The organism is Paenibacillus pabuli NBRC 13638, from assembly GCF_001514495.1.
GTDB lineage: Bacteria > Bacillota > Bacilli > Paenibacillales > Paenibacillaceae > Paenibacillus > Paenibacillus pabuli.
Genome location: NZ_BCNM01000019.1, coordinates 135,280 through 158,073, shown reverse-complemented (window position 1 = coordinate 158,073; position 22,794 = coordinate 135,280). Strand labels below are relative to the sequence as shown.

At 47.6% G+C, this 22,794-nt stretch carries 24 protein-coding genes; all 24 read left to right on the top strand.

Going from position 1 to position 22,794, the window contains the following annotated elements:
- On the top strand, positions 1 to 1,492 hold a 1,492-nt coding region (locus PPA03S_RS23835; RefSeq protein WP_281189083.1), incomplete at its 5' end, for an SbcC/MukB-like Walker B domain-containing protein.
- A 517-nt stretch (positions 1,493 to 2,009) separates the two neighbouring features.
- On the top strand, positions 2,010 to 2,321 hold the full coding sequence (locus PPA03S_RS23830; protein WP_411835281.1) for a hypothetical protein: 312 nt from the start codon (positions 2,010 to 2,012) through the stop codon (positions 2,319 to 2,321).
- 210 nt (positions 2,322 to 2,531) lie between these two features.
- Positions 2,532 to 2,891, top strand: coding sequence for a histidine triad nucleotide-binding protein (locus PPA03S_RS23825; RefSeq protein WP_062326503.1), 360 nt, complete (start codon positions 2,532 to 2,534; stop codon positions 2,889 to 2,891).
- Between the two features lie 175 nt (positions 2,892 to 3,066).
- Positions 3,067 to 3,240, top strand: coding sequence for a 30S ribosomal protein S21 (rpsU, locus tag PPA03S_RS23820; RefSeq protein WP_005547957.1), 174 nt, complete (start codon positions 3,067 to 3,069; stop codon positions 3,238 to 3,240).
- A 15-nt stretch (positions 3,241 to 3,255) separates the two neighbouring features.
- Positions 3,256 to 3,699 (top strand): GatB/YqeY domain-containing protein, encoded by a 444-nt coding sequence (locus PPA03S_RS23815; protein WP_062326501.1) that lies wholly within the window; start codon positions 3,256 to 3,258, stop codon positions 3,697 to 3,699.
- A 365-nt stretch (positions 3,700 to 4,064) separates the two neighbouring features.
- Positions 4,065 to 5,378: an NfeD family protein gene (locus PPA03S_RS23810; protein ID WP_062326532.1), complete on the top strand. Its 1,314-nt coding sequence runs from the start codon at positions 4,065 to 4,067 to the stop codon at positions 5,376 to 5,378.
- Between the two features lie 167 nt (positions 5,379 to 5,545).
- Positions 5,546 to 6,556, top strand: a complete 1,011-nt coding sequence (gene floA / locus PPA03S_RS23805) for a flotillin-like protein FloA (RefSeq protein ID WP_167666093.1) — start codon at positions 5,546 to 5,548, stop codon at positions 6,554 to 6,556.
- Positions 6,557 to 6,569: 13 nt separating this feature from the next.
- Positions 6,570 to 7,175, top strand: coding sequence for a YqfB family membrane protein (locus PPA03S_RS23800; RefSeq protein ID WP_062326498.1), 606 nt, complete (start codon positions 6,570 to 6,572; stop codon positions 7,173 to 7,175).
- Positions 7,176 to 7,347: 172 nt separating this feature from the next.
- Positions 7,348 to 7,641, top strand: a complete 294-nt coding sequence (gene yqfC / locus PPA03S_RS23795) for a sporulation protein YqfC (protein WP_062326496.1) — start codon at positions 7,348 to 7,350, stop codon at positions 7,639 to 7,641.
- The gene (gene yqfD, locus PPA03S_RS23790) at positions 7,638 to 8,831 is read left to right on the top strand and encodes a sporulation protein YqfD (RefSeq protein WP_062326494.1); all 1,194 of its coding nucleotides are present in this window, start codon (positions 7,638 to 7,640) and stop codon (positions 8,829 to 8,831) included. Before yqfC ends, yqfD begins: the two co-directional genes overlap by 4 nt.
- A gap of 6 nt (positions 8,832 to 8,837) precedes the next feature.
- Positions 8,838 to 9,809, top strand: coding sequence for a PhoH family protein (locus PPA03S_RS23785; RefSeq protein ID WP_062326492.1), 972 nt, complete (start codon positions 8,838 to 8,840; stop codon positions 9,807 to 9,809).
- A gap of 15 nt (positions 9,810 to 9,824) precedes the next feature.
- Positions 9,825 to 12,074, top strand: coding sequence for an HD family phosphohydrolase (locus PPA03S_RS23780; RefSeq protein ID WP_062326490.1), 2,250 nt, complete (start codon positions 9,825 to 9,827; stop codon positions 12,072 to 12,074).
- Between the two features lie 33 nt (positions 12,075 to 12,107).
- On the top strand, positions 12,108 to 12,605 hold the full coding sequence (ybeY, locus tag PPA03S_RS23775; protein ID WP_062326488.1) for an rRNA maturation RNase YbeY: 498 nt from the start codon (positions 12,108 to 12,110) through the stop codon (positions 12,603 to 12,605).
- The gene (locus PPA03S_RS23770) at positions 12,605 to 12,976 is read left to right on the top strand and encodes a diacylglycerol kinase family protein (protein ID WP_024628467.1); all 372 of its coding nucleotides are present in this window, start codon (positions 12,605 to 12,607) and stop codon (positions 12,974 to 12,976) included. Before ybeY ends, PPA03S_RS23770 begins: the two co-directional genes overlap by 1 nt.
- Before the next feature lie 234 nt (positions 12,977 to 13,210).
- Positions 13,211 to 13,624, top strand: a complete 414-nt coding sequence (locus tag PPA03S_RS23765) for a cytidine deaminase (protein WP_062326486.1) — start codon at positions 13,211 to 13,213, stop codon at positions 13,622 to 13,624.
- 41 nt (positions 13,625 to 13,665) lie between these two features.
- Complete coding sequence (gene era / locus PPA03S_RS23760) at positions 13,666 to 14,565, top strand: GTPase Era (RefSeq protein ID WP_062326484.1); 900 nt, start codon at positions 13,666 to 13,668, stop codon at positions 14,563 to 14,565.
- Between the two features lie 101 nt (positions 14,566 to 14,666).
- The gene (locus PPA03S_RS32505) at positions 14,667 to 14,807 is read left to right on the top strand and encodes a YqzL family protein (RefSeq protein ID WP_082704290.1); all 141 of its coding nucleotides are present in this window, start codon (positions 14,667 to 14,669) and stop codon (positions 14,805 to 14,807) included.
- Positions 14,808 to 14,840: 33 nt separating this feature from the next.
- The gene (recO, locus tag PPA03S_RS23755; protein WP_062326483.1) at positions 14,841 to 15,593 is read left to right on the top strand and encodes a DNA repair protein RecO; all 753 of its coding nucleotides are present in this window, start codon (positions 14,841 to 14,843) and stop codon (positions 15,591 to 15,593) included.
- A gap of 141 nt (positions 15,594 to 15,734) precedes the next feature.
- Positions 15,735 to 15,899 (top strand): hypothetical protein, encoded by a 165-nt coding sequence (locus PPA03S_RS33425; protein WP_167666092.1) that lies wholly within the window; start codon positions 15,735 to 15,737, stop codon positions 15,897 to 15,899.
- Between the two features lie 102 nt (positions 15,900 to 16,001).
- A complete protein-coding gene (glyQ, locus tag PPA03S_RS23750; protein ID WP_062326481.1) occupies positions 16,002 to 16,889 on the top strand; it encodes a glycine--tRNA ligase subunit alpha in 888 nt (295 codons plus the stop codon).
- Positions 16,882 to 18,957: a glycine--tRNA ligase subunit beta gene (gene glyS, locus PPA03S_RS23745; RefSeq protein ID WP_062326478.1), complete on the top strand. Its 2,076-nt coding sequence runs from the start codon at positions 16,882 to 16,884 to the stop codon at positions 18,955 to 18,957. Before glyQ ends, glyS begins: the two co-directional genes overlap by 8 nt.
- A gap of 206 nt (positions 18,958 to 19,163) precedes the next feature.
- A complete protein-coding gene (locus PPA03S_RS23740) occupies positions 19,164 to 19,652 on the top strand; it encodes a YaiI/YqxD family protein (protein WP_062326476.1) in 489 nt (162 codons plus the stop codon).
- A gap of 47 nt (positions 19,653 to 19,699) precedes the next feature.
- Positions 19,700 to 21,520: a DNA primase gene (gene dnaG / locus PPA03S_RS23735; RefSeq protein ID WP_024628460.1), complete on the top strand. Its 1,821-nt coding sequence runs from the start codon at positions 19,700 to 19,702 to the stop codon at positions 21,518 to 21,520.
- A gap of 43 nt (positions 21,521 to 21,563) precedes the next feature.
- Positions 21,564 to 22,703, top strand: coding sequence for an RNA polymerase sigma factor RpoD (gene rpoD, locus PPA03S_RS23730; RefSeq protein WP_024628459.1), 1,140 nt, complete (start codon positions 21,564 to 21,566; stop codon positions 22,701 to 22,703).
- Positions 22,704 to 22,794: the final 91 nt, after the last annotated feature.

The window sequence follows — 22,794 nt, the reverse complement described above, 5'->3', positions numbered from 1 at the left end:
GGCGCTGGGCGCTGCCGCAGCGCCGCTGCAAGCGGAAGCCGCCGCGTTGCAGCAGGCGGCTGTAGGCGCGCAGCAGCGCCGCATGGAAGCGGCTGCCGCGCAGGAGGCCGGCCAAGCCGGGCTCGCACAGGCCGAGCGCAGGCTGGCCGAGAGTGAAACCGCCGCAGCCGCATTGCACGGCCGCTGGGCCGCGGAACTGCCAGGCATCGCTCAGGAGGAGGCTATGGCCCTCCACCAGGCGATGCAGGAGCGCGACGCGCGCGCAGAAGACATCAAGGAACGATTGAACAAAAGTGTAACGTTCCTTGAAGAAAAGGAGCTGCTGGTCCAATCTCTCCAGCATCAGCTGGTTGAATTGGACAAACAGCTGATTCAGTGGCAGACGGAATGGCAAGGCAACAACAAACTGCTTGCCGAGAAGGAAGAACGTCTCCGCCAATGGGTTGGTGAGCAGCGGGTTGAGGATTTGATTGCTGCTGCCCAGATTCGACTGAATGAATTGCGAAGAGCTGCCGCTGATTCGGCGCAGCGCTTCAAGGAAGCCGATGCGTTGAAACAGGAATCAGCCAAAAGGGACGTCATGGCCCAACAGGCAGCAGCTTCGGCAGCAGAGCATTCGCAGCAGGCACAGGAACGCTGGAAGCAATTGCTGGAACAATCCCCGTTTGCTACGGAGCATGAGGTGGTGGAAGCATCGATTCCTGCCCAGGAAGCCGAGCGACTGGCAGCAGAAATTCAACAGCATCGGGAACGTGATCGTGAGCTTGCATCCCAACTTCGTGAACTGGAACAAAAACTGGGCGGAGCAGTCGTATCCGAGGAACAGTGGTTAGCTTGCACCGAACGACTGCAACGATCCCGTACAGAGGATGAGGCGGCCCTCCGAGCGAAGGCGCGTGCAGAACGTGATCTGGAGGATGTTCAGCAGCGACATGTACGCTGGACCGAGCTGGAGAACAAGCGGGTGGAGGTAAGCCGTCAAGGTGAAATGCTTAGCAAATTACAAGCGGCATTCAGAGGGAATGCATTTGTTGAATACATTGCAGAAGAACAACTGATGCAGGTGAGTCAGGCAGCCTCACAGCGTCTGCGCTTCCTGACCAAACAACGCTATTCTCTTGAGGTGGATTCGGGTGGAGGCTTTGTCATCTGTGATGATGCAAATGGTGGGGTTAAACGACCGGTGTCCACCTTGTCCGGTGGAGAGACCTTCCTGACCTCATTGTCCCTGGCATTGGCACTATCTGCCCAAATTCAGCTGCGCGGCCAGTATCCGCTGCAATTCTTCTTCCTGGACGAGGGGTTCGGCACACTGGACCCTGAACTGCTGGATACGGTCATTACATCGCTGGAAAAATTGCATGATGACCGTCTTGCTGTCGGCATCATCAGTCATGTTCCGGAGCTGAGAGCACGTTTGCCGCGTAAACTGGTGGTTATTCCAGCAGGTGAAGCCGGAGCCGGTTCCCGTGTTGTACTGGAAACCTTATAGAACGGAAGCGTTCCACCGATTCAATGAGTTGATCGAGAGATCCCGATTTTAACCAGTCCTGCAACGTGCATCTGATGGAGGTCTCCACAGATTGATTGACGATGATGGGCTTGAATTCATTTATATGTTCCGTTAGATTCGTTAAGTGAGTTAGATCACAGATACAGGTTCATTCTGTTGTTATACTACAGTTAAGCCGACAAACTTTATGTAAAGTACCCCGGCGGACGTCTGACCGGGAAAGCTCCTGGATAGACGTCCGCAACAGCAGGCCCCAATACGGGAGCTGCTACGGGGTGCTTCTTTTTTATGTTTTCAGCACTTGCCCCTACTTCACAGGTGATTCATTTTTTATAAACTTTTCTAGAAACAGTCGTACTCCTGAAACTCTTGTCATTCATATAGTGTCATTTCGCCCAGATCCTGAATACCATGAAAAGGTGATGAAGAGCAGAACAGTTCAGGGAGGCGATAGAACGTGGAAAAGGTGGAAGCGAAGAAACTGTGTAAGGAACACATGCATCGCTACGTGTGTGTACAAATGCATGATGGTGCCCATTATGATGGCATTATGGAGAATGTGGATGATGACATGATTTACCTGGCCGTTCCCGTGGGTCATGACGCTATGGTTAATCACGGAAATGGGGGCCCCAATATGATGCCAGCTCCTTATCCCGCTCATGCACGCGGCTTTTTTCCAGGGTATGGCTATGGATATGGCTATGGCTACCCATATCCATATTACGGCTACGGTCGCAGACGTTTCAACAGGCTGGTACTTCCTCTGATTGGGCTTACTGCCTTAACCTTATTGCCTTATTATTAATAGGGCTGTGTGATGAAGTAATGCGTATTGATGCACATATTACCTTTTACATCTTGGTGTATGCTCAGCAGTTCACTAAGATGTAAAAGGTTTTTCTGTTTATAATTGCGATTTTATGGAGATAACGGAGCAGGTTAGATTGGACGTCACTTTTCAGTTCCGGTATGATAGTAGTGTATACATAATTTTAATCAAAGGAGGGTATGAACAATGGATTGCTTGTTTTGCAAAATTGTGGAGGGCAGCATTCCCTCCAATAAGGTACTGGAGAATGACCATGTCATTGTCTTTCATGACATCCAGCCCGCTGCACCCACCCATGTACTCGTTATTCCAAAGAAACATATTGATTCCATGAATGAAGTAACTGCGGAAGACCTGCCGTTAATCGGTGAGATCCATTTGGCTGCGAAGGAAGCAGCTAAGCGTCTGGGTGTGGAAGAGACAGGTTACCGGCTGATTAATAACTGCGGCAAGGACGGGGAACAAACCGTTCATCATTTGCATTATCATTTGCTTGGCGGTACGCGACTCGGCGTATTAACGAGCTTGTCTGATTCACACAAATAAAAGTTTTGTTACTGTAATTAGGATTTATCCATATGCTAGAATATGGGGCTAAAGTTCACATAAAATAAATGATCATTACGTTAAGGTTGACACCTTTATTACCTTTCGCCTATAATGAAAGGTGATGAACCGTGTTATTGCTCTTGGACGGTCTGGTCGGAGGGAGGGAAAACTGGTGTCTGAAACTAAAGTTCGCAAAAACGAGACTATTGATGCTGCACTTCGTCGGTTTAAACGTTCCATCGCAAAAGATGGCGTATTGGCTGAGGTGAAGAAACGTAAGCATTATGAGAAGCCAAGCGTAAAGCGCAAGAAAAAGTCCGAGGCTGCTCGTAAGAGAAAGTTTTAGGAGGATTTTAACTACATGAATCTTAGCGAACGATTGAACGAAGATATGAAGCAAGCGATGAAGAGTAAGGACAAGTTCAAGCTCTCCAACATTCGGTTGATTCGTTCGACGATCAAGAATCTTGAAATAGATTTGAAAAGAGATTTGGATGATAACGAAGTGCTTGATATTCTGAGTCGTGAAATCAAACAGCGCAAAGATGCCCTCCAAGAATTTGACAAAGCGGGCCGTGAAGACCTCGCGGCAAATGCAAAAGCGGAAATTGAAATACTCAGTCAGTACCTTCCCGCACAGCTTACCGAAGAAGAAATTAAAGTTATTGTACAGCAGACCATCCAGGAAACCGGTGCTTCTTCGAAAGCCGAGATGGGGAAAGTCATGTCTGCCCTTATGCCGAAAGTCAAAGGCAAAGCGGACGGCAAACTGGTAAATCAAGCAGTTCAACAATTTCTGCAATAAAGCAAATCAATGAACACCTCCTGACTTGTCAGGGGGTGTTTTTTCCGTTTATGTTTTTCTTTCTATTCTAGACAGGTTTAATCGAAGGGGATCGCTGATTGTTCAGCTATCTGATGCAGGATAACTTGCTGGATTATTCTATGTACGTTCACAAATATTGCTTTTAACTGGTTAATACACATGAATATGGATTTTATTTGTTGCAATTGCTCTAGGTTTCAAATATAATTTTAAGATTTTGAAACGAAATGTTGCATTGTACGTAATAAATACCATAAGCTGGACAGTATAACATTAATGGAAAAGGGGGGACTATTGTGAAGGGAAAGCGCCGGAAGAAGCTTACGGGGCCATTGTTGCTCTTGATGCTGCTGACGCTGCTGCTTCCTGTCTGGATTGGATCACCGTCTGCGCATGCAGCTGAGAAAAGTGGCGCCGTATATATCATTCCGGTGGATAAACCAATCGAGCAGGGGCTTGGCAAGTTTATGGAACGCGGTTTCAAGGAAGCAGAAGAGATGAACGCTGGCCTGATCGTTCTGGATATTAATACGCCGGGAGGGCGTGTCGACACGGCAGAGGAACTGGGCAACCTGATTAAGGAAAGTCCAATTGAAACCGTTGCATTTGTTCGTGGAGATGCTGCATCGGCCGGAAGTTTTCTGGCTTTGAATGCAGATAAGATCGTAATGTCGCCAGGCAGCATGATCGGTGCGGCAGCGATGGTAGACAGCACGGGTAAACATGTCGATGATCCGAAGCTGGTTGCATTCTGGAAGAGCAAAATGCAGGGAGCGGCTGAGAAAAGTGGTCGTGATGGCAAAATTGCAGCCGGAATGACAGATGTTAACATGGTTGTAGAGATGCCGGAGATTAATAAAACCAAAGAAAAAGGTGAAATTATTGCTCTCTCGGCGGAAGAAGCGCTCAAGGTGGGCTATGCGGACCATATCAGCAATTCGCCGGAAGAAGCCGCAGCCTGGCTCGGATACAGTCAGGATGATGTGTTCACTGTTCAGAGAACTGCCGCAGAGAACATATCGACATTTCTGACCAATCCTGTCGTCATGACGATACTGCTATTCCTCGGAATAGCCGGGGTGATCATTGAGTTGATTGTGCCTGGGTTCGGAGTGCCTGGTATTGTTGGTATCGTATGCTTTGTGCTTTATTTCTCAGGGAATTATATTGCCGGTTTTGCCGGAGCGGAGACATGGGTATTATTCACTGTTGGACTCATCCTGATGATTCTGGAGATGTTTATCCCAAGCTTTGGTATTCTGGGGATTTTGGGATCGGTTGCGCTTGTGGCTGGTGTTGTGCGAGCTGCTTATGATACAAGTGATGCATTTATATCGTTGGGTATTGCTTTTGGTGCAGCTCTGGTGGTCATTGCAATCGTCGTTATTCTGTTTAAGGATCGAGGCATATGGAACCGATTCATCTTAAGCGACAAACTGTCTGCTGATCGTGGTTACTCTTCTGTTACAGAGCGGAAAGAGTTGATCGGTATGCAAGGGATCAGTCTGACTCCGCTTCGTCCCTCGGGCACAGCGATGTTTAACGGGGAGCGGGTCGATGTGGTCTCTGACGGAGATTTCATTCCGATTGATACGCCGATTATCGTGATTAAAGCGGAAGGTACCCGAATTGTCGTTCAACAGGCATTGCCGGTATAATCCACTCTGTTGCCGGGCTTGATTAAAGCTCCGGCAATGTACATAACCATTCTGCAGAAGCTGCTAGTGGAGTGGTGCGAATCAATGAACAGCAGCGAAGTTCCACCACATGGTCTGTTCACATGTTTTTTTTACAAAATTTAATGGCAAACGGAGGAATTTTGACTATGGAACCAACCTTGATTACGGTTTTGCTCGTTGCGGTAGTTGCGATTATCGTATTGAGCGTATTTTTCAGCTTTTTCCCAGTAATGCTCTGGATCTCAGCTCTTGCATCCGGCGTACGTGTGGGGATTATCACGCTGGTAGCGATGAGACTAAGACGTGTAACACCTAGCCGGATCGTAAATCCACTGATTAAAGCCACCAAAGCTGGACTTCAGTTGACAATGAACCAACTGGAAAGCCACTTCCTTGCCGGTGGTAACGTTGACCGTGTTGTTAACGCCCTGATTGCTGCACAACGTGCGAACATTCCACTTGAATTCGAACGTGCTGCTGCGATTGACCTTGCAGGCCGGGACGTATTGCAAGCCGTACAAATGAGTGTTAACCCTCGTGTCATTGAGACACCGATCGTATCTGCGGTAGCCAAAGATGGTATCGAAGTTAAAGTCAGAGCTCGGGTTACGGTTCGTGCCAACATTGACCGGCTCGTCGGTGGTGCTGGTGAAGAAACCATTATCGCCCGTGTCGGCGAAGGTATCGTTAGTACAAACGGTTCCTCGAATTCCCATAAAGATGTCCTGGAAAATCCGGATTTGATCTCTCGTACGGTATTGTCCAAAGGTCTGGATGCAGGTACTGCTTTTGAAATCCTGTCCATTGATATCGCGGATGTAGATGTAGGTAAAAACATCGGTGCATTCCTGCAAACGGAACAGGCAGAGGCGGATAAACGTATCGCTCAAGCAAAAGCGGAAGAACGTCGCGCTATGGCCGTAGCTCAAGAGCAAGAGATGAAAGCACGTGTAGTAGAAATGAGAGCGCGTGTGGTTGAATCTGAATCCCAAGTACCGTTGGCAATGTCTGAAGCACTCCGCAGCGGTAAAATTGGTGTAATGGACTATATGAACCTGAAAAACATTGAAGCTGACACTCAAATGCGTAACACATTAGGAAAACCTGGTGAAAATACAAATTCCAACGATCAGGGTGATTCCAAAAACGGAAGATAGGCGGTGAGTGCATATGGGCCTATTCGAATGGATTTTTAATAACCTGTATATTGTAGCCGTTGTTGCTTTTGCCCTCTTTTCCTTTCTTGGAAAAGCAGCCAAGTCGGCTGATCCGAACAAGAAACGTCCAAATAACGGGATGCCTACGTTTGGAGGAAATGGTGATTTGGACCGGGATGATCGCTCGCGCGGGAACACTTCTCCACAGCAGTCAGCCGGCCCTTCAGATCCACGCCATGATGAACAGTACGATGAACGGTATGAGGACGACCAGTATGATGATCGATATGATCAACCCTACTCGGAACCGGCGGCGACATCTGTCCGTCCCGTGAATGACGATTTTGGAAGTCGAGGTTCTATGGGGGGGATGGAAAATTCCCTTGAAGAACAGATGAAGGTCATGGAGCAAAGGCAACGTGAAATTCGTGAGCGTCTGGATCGTATTTCTACTGCCAATACACCGGTTGTATCTGATTCCAGTTGGAATGAAGTTACCACTGGTGAGTTTGAACCGTCCCAGCTTCGACGCGAAGACATTCGTACGGGTGTGTTGTGGGCTGAAGTTTTAGGTGCCCCTAGGGCGAAACAGCCTTTTGGAACACGAGGCAAACTGTAACTTTATATAGTTTTACTGAGTGAAAAGCCGTCTCTGGTGAGCATGAATCCAGACGACGGCTTTTTTCTGTTTCGTTCTCTTTTAATTTTCGCATCTAACACAGCCCGTAGTTTTCATAATTTCAAGAATCTGCGCATAAGTTGAACTGTAGAGGAAGGGGGAAGACCTTCGAATGACCCGGATCAGCCGCAAGCTGCGCAGATGGACCAGCGAGGTGCTGGATTTGCCGCAGGATGTGCTTTACGATATGCCACGGTTAACCCTGATCGGCACAAAGCAATTGTATATAGAGAATCATCGTGGTGTCATCCATTTCACACCGAATCGCATCGTCCTTGCACTCTCCCAAGGTCAGCTGGAGATCAAGGGATTTGACTTGATGATTCGCAATATTTTGCCGGATGAAGTAGCAGTTGAAGGAACCATTTTGGATATTCACATGAATGAAGCGGAGGGGAACGCATGAAGCAGCCCAGTCTGTACAAACTGCGAGGAGCAGTCCGTATCACGGTCACTGGGGGGGATATTGAAGCATTGATCAACATGGTGGCAGAGCAGGGACTGGAAGTGTGGAACCTGCGTGCCCATGACGGACGCAAGGCAGAAATGAACATTCTGCTACCGCATTTTTTCAGGCTGCGTCCTTTGGTGAAACGGACAGGCTGCCGGGTGAAGGTGACCCATCGAAGCGGATTTCCGTTCTTTGCAGCCCGGCTGCTGAGAAGAAAGTTCTTTCTTGGCGGTATGCTGTTTTTTATAGCGGCTTTGTTTGCTTTGTCATCCATGGTTTGGGATGTGGAAGTCAAAGGAAATGTGACCATTCCGACGGATGAAGTGCTTGCGGCTGCGAAAAAAGAAGGTATTTACCCTTTTCAATGGGGGTTCCGTCTTCAAAGCCAGGACAAGCTCTCCAGACAGCTCGCACTCGCTCTGCCGGATGTAACCTGGATTGGTGTGACCAAAGAGGGGACAACCATCACCATCCAGGTCGTGGAGTCGGCACAACCTAAACGTGAACCGCTGCTGAACCCGAGACACCTGGTCAGCAAGTCGGATGCTGTGATCACGCAAATCTATGCAGAGCAGGGGCGACCTGTTGTCCAGAAGGACATGCGTGTCAAGAAAGGGCAAGTATTGATATCGGGTATTTTGGGGGATGAAGAGAATACAAAGACCATCGTAGCCAAAGGCGAAGTTCGCGGACTGGTATGGCGTGAATATCAGGTGGAAGTGCCTCTTGTTCAGAAACATAAGACGATGACCGGGGAAAGCAAGGAACGTTTTTACATTGTTCTGGGGAAGTGGGCGATACAACTTTGGGGATACGGGAATACGCCTTTTACCTCATTTGCTACCGCCAGTGATCATAAACCACTGACCTGGCGATCCTTCACTCTTCCCATGGGATGGCTGACAGAGAAAGATTTGGAGACGACGGAACAAGAGGAGCAGCAAACGATTGAATGGGCCAGAACGAAAGGGCTGGAAGGAGCCAGAAACGATATTATTGCCAAAAACGGCAAAGGAACCAAAATTTTAAGTGAAAAAATTTTGCATGAGAAGAAAGAGAATGGTAAAGTTTATATGAAAGTATTATTTGAAGTGGAAGAAAGCATTGCGGAAGAACTTCCGTTAGTCCATAGTCAAGGAGAATGAGGCTATTTGTCAGAGCAAACGCGCAGCATACAAATCTCCCTCCAAAGTGCGGGAGAGGGTCAATCTCTTTTTGGACCCCAAGATATTTTCCTGAAATTAATTGAATCCGAGATTCCAGCCCAGATCGCTTCCCGTGAAGCGGAGATTGTGATCCATGGCAGCATACAGAATGTGGAATCGCTTGAACAATTATTTGATGTGTTGTTGCAATTGGTACGTAACGGGTATGTGTTAACCGAAAGGGATGTCAAGTATGCCATTGAGCTCGCCAAGGAACTGCGTGCAGACCAGCTTCTGGATCTGTTCAAAGGCGAGATTACAACGACATACCGCGGGAAACCGATCCGGGTCAAAACGATTGGACAGAAACACTATGTAACTACAATTAAAAAACGTGATGTTGTATTTGGTATCGGTCCTGCCGGTACAGGTAAAACCTATCTAGCGGTTGTATTGGCTGTCGCAGCTCTCAAGGAAGGCAGCGTCAAACGAATCGTGCTCACAAGGCCTGCCGTTGAAGCGGGAGAGAGCCTCGGCTTCTTGCCTGGTGATCTTCAGGAAAAGGTGGACCCTTACTTGCGTCCCTTGTATGATGCTTTGTATGACGTCATGGGGCAAGAACAGACCGCCAAGGCCCTGGAACGTGGCTTGATTGAAATTGCGCCTCTGGCCTATATGCGGGGACGTACACTGGACGACTCATTCATTATTCTGGATGAAGCCCAAAATACGACACCCGAACAGATGAAAATGTTTCTAACCCGTCTTGGTTTTGGTTCCAAAATGGTCATTACGGGTGACGTGACACAAATTGATTTACCCCGCGGCAAAAAGTCGGGTCTTGTGGAAGCAAATACGATATTGGGTCAAGTGGAGGAAATCGGATTCGTTTACTTTGCCGAACAGGATGTTGTAAGGCACTCCCTCGTCCAGAAAATTATCGTTGCCTATAACCACGCCGCAGAAAATCAAGAATAGAAAGGGATTGTCTCGATGACCTCGAAGGAACTGTCAAAAGGCAAATCTTTTCAGAATAGAGCTACAGGATGGAAGTATAGCGTGTGGGCACGCTATCTTCTGTTTTTGTTTCTGGTGATCCTCTTCTACGTAGGTCTTGCTTCCAAGCTGCTCCCTGAGCGGTATGATATTCAGGAAGGCACACGGAGTGAAGTGGATATTGCTGCGCCCATGCAAATTCCAAATACGAAAGCTACACTGAAAGCGCAAGAAGAAGCGGCAGAACGAGTACAGCCGATGTTTCAGATCGTGCAAATGCGGAACGAAAATCTGATGACGACTCTGCTTGACCGTATTGATCGACTGAATCAGGATGATCAGATTTCAAGTCAGGACAAGATTGACATCTATCGTGATGAAATACCGCAGCGTCAGAAGGACTTTGTGTCCAATTTTATCAACAACAACCGAAAAGCGGGTACATACTCCGAAACTCTTTTGGAAGAGATCAGAAATGTGGTACAGGAGCAAAGCTATCGTATCCCGGAAGAGACATACATTAAAATCTCACGTCTGACTTCAGATGATATCCAGGAGATGAAAGCCGTTGCCCGGGATATCGTCTCCAGATTGATGACAGACCAGATTAGCGATGCAACAACGGCACGTGCGAAAGTGGCCGAGATGGTGAGTGTAAGCTCACTTAGCAAACGTACACAGCGTGAGGTTGTGCAGGAACTTGCTCGTCTTGTGGTGACGTCCAACCGCTTCTATGATGAAGAGGGGACGAAGGAAGCCAAAGTGCAGGCTCGTGAGAATACGCAAACGGTCTTTATCAAGCAAGGGGACACGCTTGTAGCCAAAGGGGAGTTAATTACCCCTGAGATGTACACCCTTCTGGGTGAGAATGATTTGCTGAAAAACGAAGTGAACTATTGGCCGCAGCTTGGACTACTTATGTTTTCCTGCCTGTTGTCAGCAGCGATTCTAATGTATATTCAGCAGTTCAGTGGAACGCATTTTAAATATAACAATGCGCAGTTGTTGATGCTTGTTCTCATATTTATTATTACCATTGTGGTTATGCATGTTACAGCCATCCTACAGACCAGTGAGAATTCATACGTAGGCTTTCTGGCACCAGTTGCTGTAGGAGCTATGTTAATTGCATTGCTGCTGGATACATCGCTCGCCTTTGTCTGCTCGATCATTATCGGCATGTTGTCGAGCATTATTTTGAATACGCATCAGGGTCAGATTTTTGACTTTGAACTTGGTTTCTTCGCGGTGTTGGTATCGTTTGTTGCGATCTTTGCCACCCATCGGGCCAGTCAGCGGTCTACCATCCTGAAAGGCGCCATTATGGTCTGTCTGTTCGGATCCATTGCAGTCTTCACGCTCGCTTTAATAGATTCGGGTGACTGGAACCGGACCACAACGCTGTATGGTATTGGATTTGCGTTTGCCGGAGGCGTACTGACCGCCATCCTGGTCATTGGGCTGATGCCGTTTTTTGAAACCTCATTCGGGATCTTGTCTGCGCTGAAATTGGTGGAGCTGTCTAATCCGAATCATCCGCTACTACGCAAACTGCTAACGGAGACACCGGGCACATATCATCACAGTGTTATGGTAGGTAACCTGTCAGAAGCCGCAGCAGAGGCGATCGGTGCCAACGGACTGTTATGTCGGGTAGGTTCCTATTACCATGATATTGGCAAGACCAAAAGACCCATTTATTTTATTGAAAATCAGAACAATATGGAGAATCCGCATGATTCGATTGATCCCAAGCTGAGCAAGTCCATTATCGTAGCTCATGCACGGGATGGTGTGGAAATGCAGAAGGATTACAAGTTGCCAAAACCTATTCGGGACATCGCCGAGCAGCATCATGGAACAACCTTCCTGCATTATTTCTATCACAAAGCGCTTCGTCAGGCGGAGGAAGCTGGAGTGGAACCTGATTTCACGGAAGAAGATTTCCGTTATCCAGGTCCTAAGGCTCAGTCCAAAGAGTCGGCAATTGTTGGCATTGCTGACAGTGTGGAAGCCGCTGTCCGTTCCTTGCGGAAGCCTACTGTGGAACAAGTGGAATCCATGATTGAAAAAATAATTAAAGGTCGTCTGGATGACCATCAGTTTAACGACTGTGATCTGACCATGCGTGAACTGGACATCGTAGCCAAGACCCTTAAGGAAACCGTCATGGGCATATTCCACTCCAGGATTGAATATCCGGAGGAAATGAAGAAGCCGAAGCCTACTTCGCCAGAAGCGGGTTGATTCGCTAATATGAGCAGACAGGAGTATGAAAGAATGAGTCTTAACCTAGCGTGGAATAATGAACAACAGAATAAAGAAATTACCGAACCGATGATCGCGATGCTGGAGCAGCTGCTAAACCTTGCCGGAGAAGCAGAAGGCGTTGCAGACGGGGAAGTGGCCCTGACATTTGTGGATGATGAACAGATCCATGAGTTGAACCGTGACTATCGCGGCATTGATAGTCCAACAGATGTATTGTCTTTTGCGATGAATGAGACGGTGGATGAGGAATTGGATATTATCTACGAGTTGGATGAGGACGAAGAAATGGAAGAAATGCCGGATGTCTTAGGAGATATTATTATCTCTGTTCCAAGGACGATCCTGCAGAGTGAAGAATATGGACATTCATTTGAACGCGAGCTCGGGTTTCTGTTTGTTCATGGTTTCTTGCACCTGCTCGGATATGATCATCAGGATGAAGCCAGCGAAGCCGAAATGATGGGTAAACAGGAAGCGGTACTGGCCCAAGCTGGGCTGACACGATAATGAAAAGGCGCTCCTGGGGCATGGTATTCCGCAATGCTGCGGAAGGAATCGTATACGGGCTGCGGACTCAGAGAAATGTAAGAGTTCATACGGGAGTCGCCATCTTGATGTGTGCAGCCGGCTTTTTTTTCGGAATTTCCAGAACAGACTGGATGTTTGTGCTGACAGCGGTCTTTCTGGTTCTTGTGACAGAGCTGATGAATACAGCAGTGGAAGCTGCTGTGGACTTGGCGCATCCGCATATACATCCGCTGGCAAAAGCGGCGAAGGACACCGCGGCCGGCGCAGTTCTACTGGCTGCGGTGTTCGCCGTCATCATCGGGTGTATCGTTTTCATTAAGCCGGTGATGAGCTGGCTGGGTTTGCTTTGATTTTGGTTTAAAATTACACACAATTGTATAGTTACTTGATGCAAACACGATAACGGAGAGGTCAGAATAAACCTGAAGAAACGAAGCATACGCTTATCCCCGGATTTTCACTTTGAAAAAGTGAATCATAAAAATCTGGGGATAACAGCGCTCGGAAGGTTGTTCTGGCAGCGGAGTGTCCAGTGTAAATGCACTAGTTAACTTTATAGTACACCCCAGAGGGAGAGATTAATTATGGATAATGGTTTGTTGATGCAGGAAGCAATTAAGGCACGTACGAAAGCGTATACGCCGTATTCTCATTTTGGGGTAGGCGCAGCTCTGCTTGACAGTGAAGGACATGTGCATCATGGTTGTAATATTGAGAATGCTGCTTATACACCAGGCAACTGTGCTGAGCGTACAGCCATGTTCAGTGCGATTGCTGGAGGACAGCAGCCGCGCAGTTTCAAAGCCATTGCCATTGTAGGGGATACGGACGGCCCGATTGCTCCTTGTGGCGTATGTCGTCAAGTGATGTACGAACTGTGTGATCCGGATATGAAGGTCATTCTGGGTAACATGAAAGGTGATCTGCAGGAAACTACAGTTGCCGAACTGTTGCCATGGGCATTTGGACCGTCTGATCTGAACTCTGCCAAAAAATAAAAACCAATACATTCCAGGCCTAGGCGCCTGAGGAGGAACATATGAAAAAACAAGCATTCAAATCCGGCTTTGTAGCCATTATTGGACGTCCCAATGTAGGTAAATCCACACTGATGAACCAAGTCATTGGACAAAAAATTGCAATTATGTCGGACAAACCACAGACGACACGAAATAAAATTCATGGTGTATATACTTCGGAACAACAACAAATCGTTTTCCTGGATACACCAGGGATTCACAAACGTCAATCCAAGCTCGGCGATTACATGAACCAGACTGCTTTGAACACCCTCGGAGAAGTGGAAGCTGCTCTGTTCCTGATCGATGCTTCGGAAGGCATGGGTGGTGGTGACCGTTATATTGCTGAACAATTGAAAAATGTGCGGACGCCTGTCATTCTTGTCATGAACAAAATTGATAAAATTGAGCCAGAAGCTTTGCTTCCTTTGATTGAGGAGTACCGCAAGCTGCACGATTTCGCTGAAATCGTTCCAGTTTCGGCTATGCTAGGCAGCAATGTTAGCACCTTGCTGGAGCAGCTGGGCAAATATCTGCCGGAAGGTCCACAGTACTATCCGGACGACCAGGTAACTGACCATCCGGAGCAGTTCGTTTGCGCCGAGTTGATTCGGGAGAAAATCTTGCAAATGACGCGTGAAGAAGTGCCCCACTCCATTGCGGTAACCATTGAGGATATGAAGGTACAGGATAACGGCGTCGTTTATATTTCAGCCGTCATTTTTGTGGAGCGTGATTCGCAAAAAGGAATCATTATCGGAAAACAGGGTGCTTTGCTCAAGGAAGTGGGGAAACGGGCACGTCAGGATATTCAAAACCTGCTCGGTTCCAAAATTTTCATGGACTTGTGGGTTAAGGTGAAAAAGGACTGGAGAAACCAGGAACGTGTACTGCGGGATCTTGGCTTTGGTCGCGAATAATACATTCATTATCCAGTAATTGCAACACATAGTTTACCTTGCAAGACTCCATCCTATCTGGTAGAAGCAGACGTCATTTCTGAAGAGAGGATGAAATTCCGATGCGAGATTTTTCGTGGAAGGTTTTTGCAATGACGGGGGATGTGGAGTCCTATCTGTTATATGCCGAGGCATGTGGCTCGTTGGGACAGGAGTCGGATACTGCAAGGGAAGTGATTGAAGATGAAGAAGCCGAAGGATAACTGGCTGATTCGGGAATGGTTAGGTGACGAGGCATGCTATACAGGGTGGAAGGGATTGTCATCCGCAGCATGGACTACGGCGAGGGAAACAAAATTATTACGCTTTGCACCGAAAGCGGCGGGAAAGTAGGGGTACTCGTCCGCGGTGCCAAAAAGCCCAAGAGCCGACATGCTGCACTGGTGCAGCCATTTACGTACGGTCAATATGTATATTTTCGAAACACGGGTCTGGGTACACTGAACGCTGGGGAGATCATTGAGTCTTACCATGAGCTGCGCGAAGATCTGGTTAAGGCCTCCTATGCATCTTATGCCTGTGAACTGCTGGATCGGGTATTGCAGGATGAAGAGACGGGCGCGTTCTGGTTCAAACAGTTAAAAGCCTGTCTTCAGGCGTTAAAGGAAGAGAAGGATCCGGTGGTCATCACAAGCCTGTACGAAATGAAAATATTACAGGCAGCCGGGTATGGACCCCAGCTTGATGAGTGCATCTCCTGTGGTCACGAGCGACCGGATGAACAATTATTTGTTAGTCCTAGGCTTGGGGGCGTCCTGTGCCGTGCTTGCAAGCACTTCGATCCTCCTGCGATGTCTGTAAGTCCAAAGGCTTTGAAGCTGCTGCGCCTGTTTGCGCAGTTGGATCTGCAAAGACTTGGTAATATATCCGTGAGTGAAGGCACCCGCGCTGAGATCAAAAAAATGATGCGGGCCTTTATGGATCATCAACTCGGATTGAATCTGAAATCCCGTTCTTTTCTTGATCAAATGGAAAAGTACGGGATTTGAGTCGTCATGTATTAAAATATAATATATCTTGACTTCGTACTTATTTTTATATATTATGAACTATAATTTCTCTTTTGGAGACATGCATTGAACGAGAAAGTAGGAGACTTGATTTATTACATTTAGGAGCAGAAGCGGTCGTTGACCTTGCTGATCCTGTATGAGCGAGCCGGGGATGGTGGGAGCCGGGTTGAATCGGTCTGTGAAATGGCACTCGGGAGCATGAATGGACACGGAAAAGTGGGCTTGAATGAACGGGATCTCCTGTTTATATCTAAGCCAAGTAGGGTGGAACCGCGGGAATAGCTCTCGTCCCTATGTCTGTATAACAGGCGTAGGACGGGGGCTTTTTATTGTCCGTACCGTTCTAGGCTTGTTTATCACAAACCATCGAAAAGGAGCATGATTATGAATTTTCAGCAGATGATCCTCACGCTGCAACAATTCTGGGCCGAGCACAACTGTATTATTGTCCAGCCATATGATACGGAAAAAGGGGCAGGTACGATGAACCCGATGACCTTTCTGCGTTCGCTTGGACCCGAGCCTTGGAAAGTCGCTTATGTAGAGCCGTCCCGCCGTCCTTCGGATGGTCGTTATGGAGAAAATCCAAACCGTCTCTATCAGCATCATCAATTCCAGGTTATTATCAAGCCTTCTCCGGACAATATTCAGGAGATTTACCTGGATAGTCTGAAACAGTTGGGCATTGATCCGCTCAAACATGATATTCGGTTTGTTGAAGACAACTGGGAGAATCCCTCCCTCGGCTGTGCTGGTCTTGGCTGGGAAGTATGGCTGGACGGTATGGAAATCACCCAATTTACGTATTTCCAACAAGTCGGCGGAATTGAGACGAATCCGGTAGCGGTTGAAATTACGTATGGCATGGAGCGTCTTGCTTCATACATTCAGGAAAAAGAAAATGTGTTCGAACTGGAATGGGTCGACGGCATTACATACGGCGATGTGTTCCGTCAGCCTGAATTCGAACATTCCAAATATACGTTTGAAGTATCTGATGTCAAAATGCTGTTTACGCTCTTCAACATGCATGAGGAAGAAGCGAACAAGGCGATGGCTCAGAACTTAGTTTTCCCGGCCTATGACTATGTGTTGAAATGTTCACATACGTTCAACTTGCTGGATGCACGCGGAGCAATCAGTGTAACGGAGCGTACCGGATACATCACCCGTGTTCGTAATCTGGCTCGTCAAGTGGCTGCAACATATGTGGAAGAGCGTGAGAAGCTCGGCTTCCCGCTGATTAAGAAAGGGGGAGCTGAGCATGTCTAAGGATCTGTTGTTTGAGATTGGTCTGGAAGAAGTGCCTGCGCGCTTCATGCGGGCAGCGATTGAACAGCTGCAGGATCGGGTCGTGAAATGGCTGGATGGATCACGTATTGCTTATGGTGAAGTGAACGCCTATGCCACACCGCGCCGATTGGCTGTTTTAATCAAGAATGTTGCCGAGAAACAGGAGGACGTGGAGGAAGAAGTCAAAGGACCTTCCCGCAAAATTGCACTGGACGACAGTGGGAACTGGAGCAAAGCTGCACTCGGATTCGCCCGTAGTCAGGGTGTTGAACCCGACCAGTTCACATTCAAGGAACTAAGCGGCGTGGAATATATCTATGCGACCAAGAGCAGCAAAGGTGTAGAAACATCCTCTGTAATCGGTCAAGGATTGCTGGCTATACTGCATGCCATGACGTTCCCCAAATTCATGCGCTGGGCTTCGTATGATTTCAAATTTGTACGTCCAATTCGCTGGATTGTTGCTCTGCTGGGCAGCGATGTTATTGAGTTGGAAGTTGCAGGAGTAAAGTCTGGCAATGTAACACGTGGACATCGTTTCCTCGGGAAAGAGGCGGTCATTACAGATCCGGCTTCGTATGTGGAGGTGCTTCGTTCCGAGAACGTCATTGCGGATATTCAAGAACGTGAGCAGATGATTGTGTCCCAGATCCAGGCACTGGCTGCCGAGAAGAAATGGGATATTGCGATCAAGGAAGATCTTCTGGAAGAAGTGCTGTTCCTGGTTGAGACACCAACGGTGCTGTTCGGGACATTCGAGTCTTCATTTTTGAATATTCCACAAGAAGTGCTTATTACTTCAATGCGCGAGCATCAACGTTATTTCCCTGTGCTTGATAACGATGGACAATTGTTGCCATACTTCGTTACGGTTCGTAACGGCGGCAGCGATTCACTGGACGTTATTGCGAAAGGAAATGAAAAGGTACTTCGTGCACGTCTGTCTGATGCAAAGTTCTTCTATGAGGAAGACCAGAAGCTGGAGATCAAGGACGCATTATCGAAGCTGGAGAGTATCGTCTTTCAGGAAGAACTCGGTACGGTTGGAGATAAAGTCCGCCGTATTCGAAAAATTGCGGATGGCCTGGCTGCCAAGCTGCACGTATCTGCTGATGTAGCTGAAGCGGTGAGTCGTTCTGCGGATATCTGCAAATTCGATCTGGTTACACTTATGGTGGGCGAATTCCCTGAACTGCAAGGTGTAATGGGTGAAGACTATGCCCGTAAAGCTGGTGAAAAAGAAGAAGTGGCGAAAGCTGTTTTTGAACACTATCAACCACGTTTTGCCGGCGATCAGTCTCCTGCTTCGCTCGTAGGTGCCATTGTAAGTGCTGCGGATAAAATGGATACGATTGTTGGCTGCTTCTCGATCAATATCATTCCAACGGGTTCTCAGGACCCTTATGCGCTGCGCCGACAGGCAGCAGGTATCGTTCAAATTTTGCTGGATCACAATCTTCCACTGACCTTGTCCGATGTGTTTGGCGTTGCACTTCAAGTGCATGCCCAGATGAACCTGTTGAAACGTGCGGATGAAGAGGTTCGTAAAGACTTGCAGGACTTCTTCGGTCTTCGCGTGAAAAAACTGTTGTCTGAGACTGTCCGTTATGATGTGGTGGATGCAGTGATTTCTTCCGGATTTGATGATATTAGCGCCGTAGTTCCAAAAGGTGAGGCACTAATGGCAGCCGTCCAAACGGGAGATGCCTTCAAAACAACCGTAGAATCCTTCAACCGTGTAGGTAATCTGGCTGCCAAAGCATCCAATGCGTCGGTACATTCGGAACTCTTCACAGAAGAAGGAGAACGACAGCTGCATGAGGCATGGAGCCAAACGAATGAGGAATACCGTCAGGTATTGTCTAAGCATGATGCTGCTGAAGCGCTCGCGATTGCATCGGCTTGGAAAGAAGCGATCACCATATTCTTTGATTCGGTTATGGTTATGGCGGAAGACGAAGCTGTCCGGGCGAATCGTCTGGCACTGCTTGCAGCGATTGACCGTGATCTGAAAGCTTTTGCTGATTTCTCCAAACTGGTGTGGTAGTCGGGTCGGTTTAGATCCAGGAGGACAGATCTGCCGCAAAGCATAAATTCAGTATTAAAGAAGGATATATGAGGGTATAAATATACGGAACGGATTGTGAGAAATTTATATTTACAGCCGTTCCGTATTTTAGCCTTTGATTTCCATAGCCCGGTCAGAAGGATTTTGGCTGGCTGGGGTCGTATATTACAATATGCAGCTATTTTATGAAACCGGGTGGTCTGGGTTTGAGTGAGTTGAATGTACGCCACATTGTTGTGGATGGTGACGCTTGCCCGGTCAAGGCCGAGATTGCAGAAACAGCTCTCCGATTCAACGTTCCTGTATTGATGGTTTCTTCATTTGATCATTTTCTTCAGGGTGGCGAAGGCGTGCGCACCGTTCAGGTTGATCGAAGTGACCAAAGTGCCGATCTCTACATTGCCAATCACATTAAGCCTTACGATGTGGTCATTACACAGGATTATGGACTGGCGGCGCTCGCACTTGGCAAACGTTGTTATGTTTTATCATTTCGTGGTCGCGAGTTTAATGATCGTGACATTGATTTCATGCTGGATTCCCGTCATACTGCGGCCAAAGCACGAAAAAGAGGGCATTATGGAAAAGGCCCTAAGCCTTTCACAGAGCAGGATCGGGAAATTTTTCAACATAAACTGACAAAACTTTTGAAAGATTTGCAGGAGAATGTGTAAGTTTATCGAATAATATTTACGTGTTAAAGAGATGAAGGTGGACCAAGATGAGTACCGGACAAGGCGGTATACCCGAAAGCATTATTGAATCGGTGTTACAGCAGCATGATATCGTCGATACGGTGAGCCGATTTGTACATCTGACCAAACAGGGGAAATATATGAAAGGCCTCTGTCCTTTTCATTCTGAGAAGACGCCTTCGTTTACAGTTACGCCTGAGAAACAAATTTTCTATTGCTACGGTTGCGGCACGGGTGGAAATGCCATCAAATTCAGGATGGAAATCGAAGGGTTATCCTTTCCCGAGGCTGTCAAGACGATGGCAGAAGAAAGCCACATTTCAATGGGGGACTGGCAAGGGCGTGAATCGGCTCATGTTAATCCAGAGACTGAACGTTTATTGGAAGCATATGAGCTTACCGCGAAGCTGTATCATTTCTTATTAAAAAATACAGAGCACGGTAAAGTGGCTATGGAATATTTACGCTCACGCGGGTTTAGCGACAAACTAATTGACCAGTTCCAGATCGGCTATGCGCCGAATCGCTGGGATACCTTGGTACAATTTCTGGAAAAGCGCGAATTTCCGCTTGAGGAGATGGAAAAGGGTGGTTTACTGTCACCGCGAAACGAAGGTCAGGGGTATGTAGACCGTTTCCGAGACAGGGTCATGTTTCCGATTAATGGCAGGAGCGGTAAGCCGATTGCATTTGCAGGTCGCATTTTGGGAGACGGGCAACCAAAGTACCTAAATTCACCGGAAACCCGGTTATTTAACAAAAGCCGTGTTCTCTACAATCTGCATCATGCCAAAAATGCAATTCGCAAACAAAGGCAGGCCATATTGTTCGAAGGTTATGGCGATGTTATCTCCGCCTGGGATCAAGATATCCAGAACGGTGTAGCGGCAATGGGTACTGCGCTCACTGAGAATCAGGCACTGATGCTTAAAGGCATGTGTGATGAAGTCATTGTATGTTATGACGGTGATCGAGCTGGACAGGCCGCAGCACTCAAAAACTTCCCTATTCTTGAGGAAGCGGGATTGCAGGTCAAAATTGCTCTGATCCCAGATGGGCTCGACCCGGATGATTTTATCCGCAAGCACGGTGGCGAGCGGTTCCGAAACCAGATTGTGGACGGCGCCGTTACGACTACAAAATTTAAGCTTATAAACCTAAAAAAAAACCATATACTGCTAGAAGGCGGCGGACAAATCGCTTACTCCAAGGAAGCGGTCAAACTTATTGCTCCATTGTCTTCTCCAACTGAACGGGAAGTATATCTTCGGGAACTGGCTGCGGAAGTCGATGTATCATTTGAAACACTGAAGCAGGAGTGTAACGAAGAACGGGAGGCTATGAAAAATAACCTTCAGTATGGGGATAATAACCCGAAAAGGTGGAATAATGGTAGGCAACAAAATAGGCAGGTGCCTACGCCCAATCTGTTGCCGGCTTATCACGCTGCTGAACGCAAACTGCTGGCCTGGATGCTTCAGGATGAGGAGGCTGCCCAGTACGTGAATGAGCATCTTGGTGAAGCTTTTAACTTAGATGATCATGCAGCTATTGCTGCTTATCTATATGCCTATTATGCGCAAGGCAAACCGTCGGATACAAGCCGTTTTATGTCTTCACTGCATGACGACCGACTTGAAAAAACGGTCAGTTCAATCTCGATGATGGATGGTCCAGGTGAATGGAGTGTTCAAATGCTCGATGATTGCATCAGGGAAGTGCTGAAATATCCGCGTAAGAAAGAGTACGATTTGAAAAAAGAAGAAATGATTGCTGCAGAGCGGGCAGGTGATTCTGTACGCGCGGCACAAATTGCAATTGAAATGATTGCCCTAGAGAGACAGTGAACGTCTGAATGTTGGATGTTTCTAGGGAGGAGGGAGTCGAGTTATGGCGAATGATCAGCATACTGAACTAGAAACAGAATTGACGCTGGATCAGGTTAAGGATCAATTGATTGAATCAGGTAAGAAAAGAGCTTCGTTGAACTACAAGGAAATTATAGAAAAACTCTCCCCATTTGAGCAAGATGCAGAACAGATGGATGAGTTCTATGAGCAGCTGAGCGACCTGGGTATTGATGTCGTGAATGAAAATGATGAAGAGGTAACCCTTCGCCCTAGTGAAGATTCCGAGAACAACACCAGAGAGGGAGACGATGAATTCCACTTTGATGACGATCTGAGCCTTCCGCCAGGAATCAAAATCAACGACCCTGTTCGGATGTATCTCAAAGAAATCGGTCGTGTACCTTTGCTGTCTGCGGATGACGAAGTAGAACTGGCCAAACGGATTGAAAATGGGGATGAAGAAGCGAAACGTCGTTTGGCTGAGGCTAACCTTCGTCTCGTTGTCAGTATCGCCAAGCGTTATGTTGGACGTGGCATGTTGTTCCTGGATCTGATTCAGGAAGGAAACATGGGTCTGATCAAAGCGGTTGAGAAGTTCGACCACAAAAAGGGTTATAAATTCAGTACGTATGCAACATGGTGGATTCGTCAGGCGATCACCCGTGCAATTGCGGACCAGGCGCGTACCATTCGTATCCCTGTTCACATGGTGGAGACGATTAATAAGCTGATCCGGGTATCCCGTCAGCTGTTGCAGGAACTTGGGCGTGAACCGACACCGGAAGAAATCGCTGCCGAGATGGACCTGAGTGTGGAGAAAGTTCGTGAGATTACGAAGATTGCTCAGGAACCGGTTTCCCTGGAAACACCGATTGGTGAGGAAGATGATTCTCATCTGGGTGATTTCATCGAGGATCAGGAAGCACTGGCTCCGGCGGATGCTGCTGCTTATGAACTGCTGAAAGAACAACTCGAAGATGTCCTGGATACCTTGACTGAGCGTGAAGAGAACGTTCTTCGTCTGCGTTTTGGCCTGGACGATGGTCGCACAAGAACGCTGGAAGAAGTGGGCAAGGTATTCGGTGTTACGCGTGAGCGTATTCGTCAGATTGAAGCCAAGGCACTTCGTAAATTGCGTCACCCTAGCCGCAGTAAACGGCTTAAAGATTTCCTCGAATAACACTATGGGAGACTTTCCGCAAGACGCTTAAGCGGCGGCGGGGTCTCCTTTATTTTTAAATTGAACATCTAAATTTCTTGGTTTTGGTAAT